Origin of the sequence: Rhizobium sp. G21 (assembly GCF_014158035.1) — a bacterium.
Lineage (GTDB): Bacteria > Pseudomonadota > Alphaproteobacteria > Rhizobiales > Rhizobiaceae > Rhizobium_E.
The window spans coordinates 130,313-141,761 of record NZ_JACFXW010000002.1 but is presented as its reverse complement, the minus strand read 5'-3'; the positions used below and the strand labels follow the sequence as shown (position 1 = coordinate 141,761).

The following is an 11,449-nucleotide window of genomic DNA, read 5'->3' as shown; positions in this document are numbered from 1 at the left end:
CGCTTAGACCTCCATGCCCAGATAGATCTCACGCACCTCGCGCGAATTCATGATGGTCTGCGGATCGCCATGGCCGATCACCCGGCCGAAATTGAGCACCAGGATCTTTTCCGCCACCGCCGTCAGCGCATGCAGCACATGCTCGATCCAGATGATCGTCATGCCCCGCTCATGCACGCGCTGGATGGTGGCGACCAACTGCCGGCATTCGCCTTCGGTCAGACCGCCGGCGATCTCGTCAAGCAGCAGAAGCTTGGGCTGGGTGGCGAGCGCGCGCGCCAGTTCCAGCCGCTTGCGCTCGAGCAAGGACAGGCTGCCAGCCGGCCGGTTGGCCTTGGCGATCAGCCCTGTTTCGACCAGAATGTCCGCGCAGAGATCGGAAACATCGGCTTCTTTTCCCTCGCTGCCGAAGGCGCCGGCGACCAGCAGGTTCTCATAGACCGTCAACCGTTCGAAAGGCTGCGGAATCTGGAACGTGCGACCCATGCCGGCAAAACAGCGTTGCATCGGCGGCATGGTGGTCACATCCTTCCCGTCAAAGCGGATATTGCCCTTGGCGACGGAGAGGTTGCCGGTGATCAGGTTGAACAGCGTCGACTTGCCGGCCCCATTCGGCCCGATCACGCCCAACGCCTCGCCCGGCTCGACGGCGAAGCCTATCTTTTCGGCGACCACCAGGGCCCCGAAGGATTTGGAAACACCGTTGAGTTCAAGGATCGGCATGGTCGGGTTTCTCAGTTAGAAGATCGGTATGGGCGCTTTGGAGTTCACCCCCTCTGTCCTGCCGGACATCTCCCCCTCAAGGGGGAGATTGCAGAGAGGCGAGATCATCGCCCAGCAACTGGCGTCGAGAGTAAGTGAAGCTGGCGCCGCCAGCCAATCTCCCCTTGAGGGGAGATGGTCGGCAGACCAGAGGGGGTGCTGCATCCGCAGAGACCCTACCCCTCCTCACCCCAACGCCTCCATCTTGCCGCCGAGCGGCACATTCGGAGCCAGTCCGTTTTCGACGACCACAAGATCGTAGCCGCCGCCGGATTTCAGCCGCCACTGGCCGCCGACGAGCGGGGTCTTGGCGACGTTTTTCTGGGCGAAAGGCGGCAGCTTGTCGCTGTTCCAGGCGATTGGGCCGACAAGCGTGTCGAGCTTGGTTTCGCCGATAGCCTTGGCGACGGCGTCGCCATCGGCCACGTCCTCGGCCCGCTTCATGACATCCACGGCGAGTTCGAACAGCGCATGGGCAAAGCCGATCGGCTGCGTCCAGGGCCGGCCCGTCGCCTTGGTGAAGGCGCTCGCGACATCGGCGGCGCTTTCGCCCGTCAGCGACGACTTGAACGGATGCGAGGGCGTCCACCACACTTCGGTCGAGAGATTGTGGCCGGCGTCGCCCAAGGCTTCGACGGTCTGCGGAAACAGCAGCGCCTTGCCGATCGAGGCGATCTTCGGCTTCAAGCCTTGCTGCTTGGCCTGGTTCCAGAAGGTGGTGAGATCCGGCGGGATCATCACCCCGGTCAGGATTTCCGTTTCCGCCTGCTTGAACGCGTTGATCTGGGCCGAGAAGTCGTCGGTCAGATTCTGGTAGCGGCCGGTGTCGGTGAGGCCATAGCCGAGCTTTTCCAAGACCGGCGGGAAGCCGACGACCTTGTCGCCCCACGCATTGCCGTCGCCGTCATTGGGGAACAGGCCGCCCACCTTCTTGTTGGTGTCGATCTGGCTCCACATGCCGGTGAATACGGCGATGATGTCTTCGAGCCCCCAGAAGAAATGATAGGCGTAGTTGAACGGCTTCCAGCTGGCGGGATCGCCGGGATTTCCCTGTTGACCGATGAACCAGGGCTGCCAGGGCGCGACTGTCGACAGGCACGGCACCTGCTCCGCCTCGCAGGTGGTCGAGACCGGATTGGTGGTTTCCGGCGTCGACGACACCAACATCAGGTTGATTTCGTCGTCGACGATCAGTTCCTTGGCGACTTCGGCGGCGCGGTTGGGGTTGGACTGGCTGTCCTTGACCACGACTTCGTAATTCAGCCCCATCTTCTTCGTGGTCGCCAGGAAGCTGTCGATCACGAATTTGTCGGCCTCGCCAAAGCCGGCGAGCGGCCCGGTCTGCGGGCTGACATAACCGAGTTTGACTGCCGCCTGCTGGGCAATCGCCGGCGCGGCCAAACCGGATGTGGCCAGAACAGCGCCGCCGGCTGCCGTCGTTTTCAGGAACTTGCGTCTAGTAAACATGTTTCCTCCCATCATCGTCTCTCCTCCCAAAGAGCGCGCCTCGCGCGTCAGATGTCTTGATCAGTCGGGCCTTACGCCCTCCCAGGCCTGCTGCAGCAACGTCCGGATCGACGTCTGGTCGATCGGGCGCGGATTCCAGTAGGGATTTTCAGTGGCGATATTGGCCGCGCCGTCGAGATCGGCTTCGGACAGACCGAAATCCCGAAGCGATAGCGGCGCTCCGATCGACTTGGCGAAATCCCAGAGACCGCCGCCGATAGAGCCGCCGAAAATGGACGCCGCCGGCGCAAGCTCCTCGCGCGCAGCCTCGGCATTGAAGGCGGCGGTGTGCGGCAACATCACCGCATGCGTCTCGGCATGCGGCGTGTCGAACGAGCCGCCCAGCGTGTGGCAAATCTTGTGATGCAGCGCCATGCCGACCGCGCCGAGCACCGTGCCGCAGAGCCAGGCCCCGTAGAGCGCGTCGGCGCGAGCTTCGGCATCCTGCGGGCTCTTCACCAGAACGGGCAGGCTGGCGGCGAAGGCCTTGAGGCCCTCGACCGCCATAAGCGTCGAAACCGGGTTGCGATCCCTGGCGTAGAGACCCTCGACCGCATGCGCCATGGCGTTGAGGCCGCTGGTCACGCTCATGGCGACAGGCAGGCCCAGTGTGAGATCGGGATCGTAGACGACCACTTCCGGCAGGATGCTCGGATGCCGCACCGTCGTCTTTCGCCCGTCTTCCGTCTGGCCGAGGATCGGCGTGACCTCCGATCCGGCATAGGTGGTGGGGATGACGATCTGCGGCAGATCCGTGCGATACGCGACCGCTTTTCCAAGGCCTGTCGTCGATCCGCCGCCAAACGACACCAGGCAATCCGCCCGGCGTTCGGCGACGATCTCGAGCGCCGTCTGCGTCACCGTCACGGGCGTATGCATGACGGCGCCGGCAAAGACGCCGACCGAAAGCGCGCCGAGCCGTTCGGAGAGAGCCTCGGCATCGGCTTTCTGATGCGACGTCGCGAGCACCAAGGCCCTGCGGCAGCCGATCTCCTCGATGGCGGCGCCGATTTCCGCGCTGCGGCCTGCGCCGAACAGGATACGGGCTGGGCTGGCGGCATAGGTGAAGCTCCTCATTTGCTCCTCCCCGGCCGTGCGCGGGCCATGACGAATCTCAAGCTGACGCGCGATGTTCGCTCGCCGCCGGCAACATTTTCCTCGAAATTGTGCACGAGTTCCGGACGCACCCCGAACAAAGCGTCTTCATCGAGCCTCGGGTCCTCAGCGTCGTAGACGTGGGTGGTGATGGTCTCGAAACCCGGCGCGCGCACCACGAAATGCAGATGGGCGGGGCGGTGCAGCGGATAACCCGCCTTGGCGAGCAGTCGGCCCACGGGGCCGTCGCCAGGAACATCGTAGCCTGCCGGACGAATGGTGCGATAATGGAACCGGCCGTTCTGATCGACGCGAAACAAGCCTCTCAAATTGAACTCGGGCTGCAGGTCCGGCTGCTGGTTTTCATAGTAGCCCTGCGCATTCGCCTGCCAGGTTATGATCTCGGCGGCGTGAACGGGCAGGCCGTCGAGATCTTCCACACGTCCTTCGACGACGAGAGTTTCGCCTTTTCCGTCCAGCGAGATCGAACCGCCGAGCGATCGTTCCGGCGTGTCGGCTCTGAAAAAAGGACCTCTGATCGTGTTGGGCGTCGCGCCGGAAGGCCTTCGACTGTTGATCTCTTCCACGAGCGCGGAGGCGCCGACGAGATCGGAGAACAGCACCCACTCCTGGCGTCGCTCGTCGGAGGCGTGTCCGACTTCGGTCAGGAAATCGAGAACTTTGCGCCATTGCTCCTGGGTGGGGCGAAATTCCTTGATGAGTTCATGAACGCGGCAGACCACGGCGGACAAAAGCCGCGCGGTGGCGTCATCGGGATCGCCGAAGCGATTTGCGAAGGCCTCGGCGGATGTCGCTTCGTCGAAGGTGATGTGCTGTGCGGCCCGCGACATGCATCTCCTCCCAAATCTGCATTTCTGGCTGCAGGTGGTATAGCAGGCGCCGGATGCCGAATTGATGTTTTGTTTTGCAGCCAATATAACAAAACGTTATGAAGATCGACGAGCGTCACCTCATTCAACTAGCAGCCGTGGTCAAGAGCGGAGGCGTCACCGAAGGCGCAGCCCTGCTGGGGCTTGCGCAACCTGCCGTGTCGCGAACGCTGTCGATGCTCGAAAAGCGCTTGGGTGAGCCCTTGTTCATCAGGGGGCGACGTCCGCTGCAGCCGACGCCGCTCGGGATCGCCTTGGCTGAACATGGGCTGACGATGCTCGCCGCATCGCGCAAGGCGTCCGATCTCCTGGAGAGTTTCCGGGTCGGCAAAAGCGGGGTCGTCAGGGTGGGAGGCAGCCCGTTCTTCATGGACTCCTGATCGCCGGGATGTGCGCGGAGTTCCAGGCCACGCATCCGGATGTGCGCATCGACCAGTCCTACGGCTATTTCCCCGATCTGCGCGCCGCGCTGAGGGCGGACCAGATCGATCTGGCGATTTGCCCGATCGACATCCTCGACGAAGGCTCGGGCCTCGCTTTTCAGCAGATCCTGCCCGGCCGCAATGTCATCGCCTGTCGCGTCACGCATCCGCTCCTGTTGAAGCGGCGCGTGCAGCCGGCGCATCTTCTGGACTTCGCCTGGGTGGCTCCGCCGCCGGGCAGCCCACTGCTCGCCGACCTCAGGGCGCTGCTGCTTTCGTTCGGAGCCACCGAAATCCGCATCCGCTATTCCGGCGGCTCGCTCGCCAGCGTAGTCAACTATCTCAAGGGGGCCGACGCCCTGACCGTCATGCCTCACAGCGTCGTCTTCGCCCAGCGCAAGGAGAAGACGATCACGGCCTTGCCGATCAACATTCCCCATCCGGAACGCGCGCTGGCGATCCTCCGACGCGTCGACGCGCCGCGCTCTCCCGCGGTCGAACAGTTTGCCGTGTTCGTGCGATCGAGCTTCGAAAACCTCCGTCACCTGATCAAGCGCCATGAAGAGGCGGTCGTCTGGGGAAGTTAACCAAACGTAAAGCGAGCGGAGACCCCGTCGCGCCGGCTTTCGCGCTCAGGCCGGATGATGAAGAATGCTCATGCCGCCATCCACCGTCAGGCAGGCGCCGGTCATGAAGCGGCATTCGTTCGACACCATGAACACCGCCGCCATGGCGATTTCCTCGGGCTCGGCGATGCGGCCGCCGGGATGTAGCTTCATCGTCTCCGTCCTGGCGGCGTCGGGGTCGGGAAAGCTGTTCCAGTAATCGATCACCTTCTGCGTCGCCACATAACCCGGCGCCAGCGCATTCACCCGCACCTGACGCGGCGCATATTCGATGGCCAGCGATTTTGTCAGCCCCATCAGCGCATGCTTGGCGAGCGGATAGGGAAAGGTGTGGGGGATGATTGTGAAGGCGTGGGTCGAAGCGATGTTGAGGATCGCGCCCTCCCCTGTCGCCAGCATGTCCGGCAGGACCGCGCGACAGCAGTTCCATGCGCCTTTGAGATTGATGTCGAAGCAGCGCGACCAGTCGTCGTCGCTCAAGGCCAAAGGCTCGGAAAAGACATTGACGCCGGCATTGTTGACCAGCGCGTTGATCGATCCGATCTCGTCTTTCGCCCGAGACACGGCCTGCGCGATCCCGGCTGCATCTGTGATGTCGGCGGCATGGCTCGCCACTCGCGCGCCTTGCGCCCGCAACGCCTCGACCGAGGCAGCCAGCAGATCGCCGTCGCGATCGACCAGCATGAGCGCCGCCCCTTCGCGCGCAGCCGCCTCGGCGATGGCCAGGCCGATGCCCTGGGCAGCGCCGGTGATCATGATCCTCTTGCCGGTCAACCTGTCAGCCAAGATCGTCTCTCCTGAAATCTATCGTCATTGTCGATTGCATCGCCTCGCCCGGCTCCAGAAGCCTGAGACCGCCGAACTCAGGCTGTCGATGCCCGTTCGGCAGATGCGTCATCGGCTCCCAGCAGAAGAAGCCAGCCTCCGCGCTCGGCGAATAGAGCATGGCGACCGAATGGTCCGGCGCGGTTATGATGGCGGAGACGCCGCGCTCAGGCCAGTGGATTTGCGCTGCTCCGTCCCAGCCGTCGAAGGCATTGTTGAGGAAGCGATCGGGAAGAGTGGCGCCGCCTCGGGGATCGAGGTCATTAGGAAGCGCTGTCCTTGCATCCGGCAGATGTCCTGCACGTTCGGTCCAATAGCCCAAGACATTCGCCTCTACGCGGACATTCTGCGTACCAAGGAAGAAGGGGTGTTGGCCAAGGCCGAATGGCAGAGCTTCCTCGCCATCGTTGCGGACGAATAAGGACAGCGATAGGAGGGCGCCGGAGACGGACAGGGTCTGTTCAGCGGAATAGGCGTAGGGTGTTCCAGCGCTCGGCGTCTGCCGCAGAGACAGTTTGATCCGGTCCTCTTGCGCCTCTTGCACCGCCCACATACTCAGCCACCCATCGCCGTGGAGATAGAGCGGATCGCCGCTGTTGGGGACAAAGCTATAGATTTCTCCACAAAGCTCGAACCGGTTGAACTCCACCCGGTTGCCGAAGGGGACGAGCGGAAAACAGCTCAGATCCCCATTCGCGCCGCCGACCGCCGGCATGACCTCCACGCCGTCGAACCGCACCGCGCCCAGACCGCCGCCCTGGAGCGAGACCGAGGTCTCGATCCGGTCGGAGGCGAGTGGGAGCGACAGCGACGTCACTTCTGACGGCCTGCCGCCGACATGCGGAGATTGTCGAGAAGCACCGCGATCAGCAGGATCAGGCCGCGCACGAGATACTGATAGAAAGCCTGGATGTTGAGGAGGTTCATGACATTTTCGGCGATGCCCATGATCATCACGCCGATGAAGACGCCGGTCATGGTCGCGCGGCCGCCGGCCAGCGACACGCCGCCGAGCACGCAGGCCGAGATGACCGAGAGTTCAAGCCCCGTGGCTGCGTTCGGCTGGCCCGAGGTGATGCGCGAGGCGAGCAGCACGCCCGCCACGCCGCAGACCAGGCCCTGAAGCGCGAAGATCCAGATACGCATGCGCACGACATTGACGCCTGCGAGCCGCGAGGCTTCGGGATTGCCGCCGATCGCCAGCGTATTCTTGCCGAAAACGGTGCGGTTCAAAAGGAAGCCGAAGACGATGAAGAACAGCGCCATCACCCAGATCGGCGTGGGTATGGTGAGAAAACGCGACAGCGCCAACTGATAGAAGCCCGGATCGTTGATGCCGACGGCGCGGCCGTCCGAAGCGATCAGGGCGAGCCCGCGCACGATCTGCATGGTGGCGAGCGTGGTGATCAGCGCATTGATGCGGAAGCGGGCGATGACGACGCCATTGACCGCGCCGACTGCGAAGCCGCAGATGATGGCGGCGACGACGCCGATCACGATCGAGCCGGAGGCGTTGGACGCCATGACCGCCACCATGCCGGAAAAGGCGACGATCGAGCCCACCGACAGGTCGAAGTCGCGCGAGGCAAGGCAGAACATCATGGTGCAGGCGACGATGCCGATGGTGACGACCGATTGCAGCAGACCCAGCACGTTGCGCTCGGTCAGGAAGTTCGGCACCGTGAGCGAGACGATGACGAAGGCGAGCGCGAAGATCACGAGCAAGCCCTGTTCGCCGAGGAGGATTTTCTTCAAAGCGGGCATTGGTCTTTCCATCAAGAATGAGCGGCCAAAGCGGCGGCCTCGTCGGGCAGCGCGGCGGCGAGAATGGTCTTTTCGTCGAATTGGTCGCGGCTGAATTCGGCCGACTGTTCGCCGCCGCACATCACGATGATGCGGTCGGCGATGCCCATGATCTCCGGCAATTCGCTGGAAATGGCGATGATGGCCATGCCATCGGCGGCGAGACCGTAGAGGATCTCGTAGATCTCCGCCTTGGCGCCGACATCGATGCCGCGCGTCGGCTCGTCGATGATCAGCGCCTTGACGCCCTGCTCGGACAGCCAGCGGCCGAGAATGACCTTCTGCTGGTTGCCGCCGGAGAGATTGACGATGTCCTGCCGGCGCGACGGCGTGCGGATGCGCAGCGTCTGGATGAAACGGTCGGCGAGCTCAGCTTCCTGCGTCGGCTTGATCACTCCGAGCGGCGAGAAATGCCGGCGCGAGGAAATAGAGATATTCTCCTCCACCGACCGGCCGTGGACGATGCCGTCATGTTTGCGGTCTTCCGGGCAGAACACCATACCCGCCCGGATGGAGGCGCCAGGGCTGTCGGGGGCGACCGTCACGCCATCGAGACTGACGCGCCCGGTCGAGCGCGCATCGGCTCCATAGACGAGCCGCGCCATTTCCGATCGCCCTGCGCCGATCAGCCCGAAAAAGCCGAGGATCTCGCCGCGCCGCACGGAAAAGCTGATAGGATGGCGCAGGCGCTGTCCTGAAATGCCTTCGATCTTCAGCCTGTCGTCGCCGAGCGGACGGCCCCGCCAGCCCCAGATGTTGCTGATTTCGCGCCCGACCATCTCACTGATGATCTGGTCGCGGCTGACGCCGTCGAGTGTCGGATGATGGGCGGCGAGCTTGCCGTCGCGCAGCACGGTCATGCTGTCGCAGAGCCGGAAAATCTCGTCGAGCCGGTGGGAGACATAGAGAATGACGGCGCCGGCCGCGCGAAGGCGGTCAATCAGCGCAAAGAGGATTTCGCTTTCGCGCGAGGACAGAGACGAGGTCGGCTCGTCCAGCGCGATAACGCGCGCTTTCACCATGACGGCCTTGGCGATTTCCACCATCTGCCGTTCGCCGATCGACAGAGAGCCCACCTTGCGGTCGGGATCGATATCGACGCCCATCTCGTCGAGCCGCGCCTTCACCGTCTCGCGCATCGCCTTGCGGTCGATGACGCCGAAGCGGCCGGGAAAGCGTCCGAGCCAGAGATTTTCCGCCACCGTCATGTCAGGCGCGAGCTGGAGTTCCTGGTGAATGACCACCACGCCGGCTGCAAAAGCGTCGCTGACCGAGCGATAGACCTGCTCTTGGCCTTCGATGCGAATGACGCCGGTATCGGCCGACTGGTCGCCGGAGAGAAGACGGATCAGCGTCGACTTGCCGGCGCCGTTTTCACCCATCAATCCATGCACGACGCCGCGGCGAACGCCGAAGGATACGTCCGACAGAGCCCGGACGCCGGGATAGGTTTTCGTCAGCCCGGAAAATTCCAGATAATCGGCCATGCGCCTCGTCTCCCAGAAAGCCCCGGCGGAGGTCGCCGGGGCTGCAAGATCGCGTTCTACCGTGACCCGAGGCGGATCACTCGATGCCGAGATCCTTGCGGACAGCCTCGTAAGTGTCGCGCAGGGCGAGCTGGCCGGCGGTCAGCGTCTGCTTTTCCGGCTCCTTGCCGTTGGCGATCCATTCATACATGTTCATCGCGGTCTCGTAACCGTGGCGCTTCGGCGAGATGATCACAGTGCCGAAGAAGCCGGTGGCTTCGGGCTTCTTGAACTCGTTGATGGCGGAATCGGCGCCGCCGATACCGATGCCGATGAAGTTGTCTGCGGTCACGCCGACCGATTCCGCCGCGCGCACCGCGCCCAGCACCGCCTCGTCATTGAGGCCGACGGCGATCCACTTCTTGATATTGGCGTTCTTGTTGAGCACAACGGTCGCGGCGTTCAGCGCAGCCTCGGTGTCGGTCTTGGCCTGCGGCGCGTTGAAGATATTGGCTTCCGGGAAACCATTGGCCTTCAGCACCGACAGGGCGCCTTCGACACGGTCCACCGCGGTCGGCAGCTGGTCGTAGGAGACGCGGATCGCGCCGACTTCCTTGGGATCCCAGCCGCGCTTCTTCATTTCGTCGGAAATCGCCTGACCGACGGCTTCGCCGATCTTGGTGGCCGAAATGCCCATATGGGGAACGTCTTCGAGCGGCGCGCCGGAGGCGTCGACAAGACGGTCGTCGACCGTCATGACCTTGAGATTGTTGGCGGCGGCCTTGGCGACGATGCCCGGTCCGAGCTTGACGTCGGGCGTGCAGATGATGAAGCCCTGAGCGCCCTGAGCGCCGAGATTGTCGATGGCGGACTGAACCTTCTCGCCGTCTTCGGCGCCGATCTTGACGACGGTGAAGCCCTTTTCCTTGCCGGCCTGGTCGGCGAATTTCCATTCGTCCTGGAACCAGGGCTCTTCCGGCTGCTTGACGATGAAACCGATCTTGATGTCCTCGGCGAAGGCCGAGACGGCGCCGGTCACGGCCATGGCGCCGGCGAGCAGTATCGTGGTGAGAATACGCATGAAGTCCTCCCTTGTAATGTCGCTGCCTCTCCCGCAGTCATCCTTTTGTAGGATGAATCATCATATCCGTCAATTCCTGTTGTATGATGAATGTGGACGTTTATAATACGATCGTGACTAGGCGGGTTGACGAGACGGCGCGCGCCGCGCATCTCTCATGATCCGGGGAGACGGATGTGGACATGATCGAGCAAATACCGGCGGTGTCGGAAGCGGCGGCGGCGAGCGCGCGCCGCCCCAGGGTGGGCGAAGGCGTGGTGGGGGCGATCGCGCGGGACATATGTTCCGAAATCTATCCCGAAGGGACATTCCTGCCGCGCGAAAACGACCTCTGCGAGCGCTATGGCGTCAGCCGCACGGTGATCCGTGAAGCCATCAAGGCGCTCGAATCGCTCAGGCTGGTCCGCAGCCGTTCGAAAGTCGGCACCGTCGTCTGCCCCAAAACCGAATGGAATATCCTCGATCCGCGAGTCCTGGACTGGATCGGGCCCGAGATCTTCGAATCGGACCTTCTGTCCTGTATTTTGGAAGCGCGCCGCGCGATCGAACCCGCTGCCGCCGACATGGCCGCCGCCCGCGCCAGCATGCAGGACATCGCCGAACTGGAACGCGCCTGGCGCGACATGCGCGACAGCGAAGGCGAAGGCGATCTCGAAGCCTTCACCGAAGCCGATGCGCGCTTCCATGTCTGCCTGCTCAAGGCGAGCGGCAACCGCGTCTTCCTGCAGATGGCCGGAATCATCGAAGCCGCGCTCCGGTTCTCGCTACATGCCTCCAACGAGGCGGTAGAGCGACATGACGAGGCGATCGACATCCATTTCGAACTGGTCGAAGCGCTCAGGCTGCGTGACCGCGCCGCCGCCGCCGATTGTTCGAGGCGGATGCTGGACATCGCCCAGCGCGACCTGACAGCGGCCGTGGAGCGGCGAAAAGGCTGATCTCACACAACTTTGGAAATCGTGGCCCGGCCACA

10 protein-coding genes and 1 pseudogene are annotated in these 11,449 nt (G+C 63.4%); 2 read left to right on the top strand and 9 right to left on the bottom strand.

The window, feature by feature from the left end; genetic code table 11:
• Positions 1-3: 3 nt before the first annotated feature.
• The 4 genes from H2O14_RS21970 to H2O14_RS21955 all read right to left on the bottom strand — a co-directional run bounded on the left by H2O14_RS21970 (position 4) and on the right by H2O14_RS21955 (position 4,214).
• Complete coding sequence (locus H2O14_RS21970; RefSeq protein WP_182829576.1) at positions 4-723, bottom strand: ABC transporter ATP-binding protein; 720 nt, start codon at positions 721-723, stop codon at positions 4-6.
• 225 nt (positions 724-948) lie between these two features.
• Positions 949-2,229 (bottom strand): ABC transporter substrate-binding protein, encoded by a 1,281-nt coding sequence (locus H2O14_RS21965; protein ID WP_182829575.1) that lies wholly within the window; start codon positions 2,227-2,229, stop codon positions 949-951.
• A gap of 60 nt (positions 2,230-2,289) precedes the next feature.
• Positions 2,290-3,345 carry a maleylacetate reductase gene (locus tag H2O14_RS21960; protein WP_182829574.1) on the bottom strand — a complete coding sequence of 352 codons (1,056 nt, stop codon included), beginning with the start codon at positions 3,343-3,345 and terminating at the stop codon, positions 2,290-2,292.
• Positions 3,342-4,214 (bottom strand): dioxygenase, encoded by an 873-nt coding sequence (locus H2O14_RS21955; RefSeq protein ID WP_182829573.1) that lies wholly within the window; start codon positions 4,212-4,214, stop codon positions 3,342-3,344. The genes H2O14_RS21960 and H2O14_RS21955 overlap by 4 nt, the downstream gene beginning before the upstream one ends.
• 98 nt (positions 4,215-4,312) lie before the next feature.
• Between H2O14_RS21955 and H2O14_RS21950 the strand changes: the two are divergent.
• Positions 4,313-5,262 (top strand): annotated as a pseudogene (locus tag H2O14_RS21950) (LysR family transcriptional regulator).
• Positions 5,263-5,307: 45 nt separating this feature from the next.
• Here H2O14_RS21950 and H2O14_RS21945 read toward each other — a convergent pair.
• The 5 genes from H2O14_RS21945 to H2O14_RS21925 form a co-directional block, all read right to left on the bottom strand.
• Positions 5,308-6,087, bottom strand: coding sequence for an SDR family oxidoreductase (locus H2O14_RS21945; RefSeq protein ID WP_182829572.1), 780 nt, complete (start codon positions 6,085-6,087; stop codon positions 5,308-5,310).
• Entirely contained in the window at positions 6,080-6,943 is an 864-nt protein-coding gene (locus H2O14_RS21940; protein ID WP_182829571.1) for an aldose 1-epimerase, read from the bottom strand. Before H2O14_RS21940 ends, H2O14_RS21945 begins: the two co-directional genes overlap by 8 nt.
• Complete coding sequence (araH, locus tag H2O14_RS21935) at positions 6,940-7,890, bottom strand: L-arabinose ABC transporter permease AraH (protein WP_182829570.1); 951 nt, start codon at positions 7,888-7,890, stop codon at positions 6,940-6,942. Before araH ends, H2O14_RS21940 begins: the two co-directional genes overlap by 4 nt.
• Positions 7,891-7,901: 11 nt before the next feature.
• Positions 7,902-9,416 (bottom strand): L-arabinose ABC transporter ATP-binding protein AraG, encoded by a 1,515-nt coding sequence (gene araG / locus H2O14_RS21930; protein WP_182829569.1) that lies wholly within the window; start codon positions 9,414-9,416, stop codon positions 7,902-7,904.
• 76 nt (positions 9,417-9,492) lie between these two features.
• Positions 9,493-10,476 (bottom strand): arabinose ABC transporter substrate-binding protein, encoded by a 984-nt coding sequence (locus H2O14_RS21925; RefSeq protein ID WP_182829568.1) that lies wholly within the window; start codon positions 10,474-10,476, stop codon positions 9,493-9,495.
• A 182-nt stretch (positions 10,477-10,658) separates the two neighbouring features.
• Between H2O14_RS21925 and H2O14_RS21920 the strand changes: the two genes are divergently transcribed.
• Complete coding sequence (locus H2O14_RS21920; RefSeq protein WP_182829567.1) at positions 10,659-11,414, top strand: FadR/GntR family transcriptional regulator; 756 nt, start codon at positions 10,659-10,661, stop codon at positions 11,412-11,414.
• Positions 11,415-11,449: the final 35 nt, after the last annotated feature.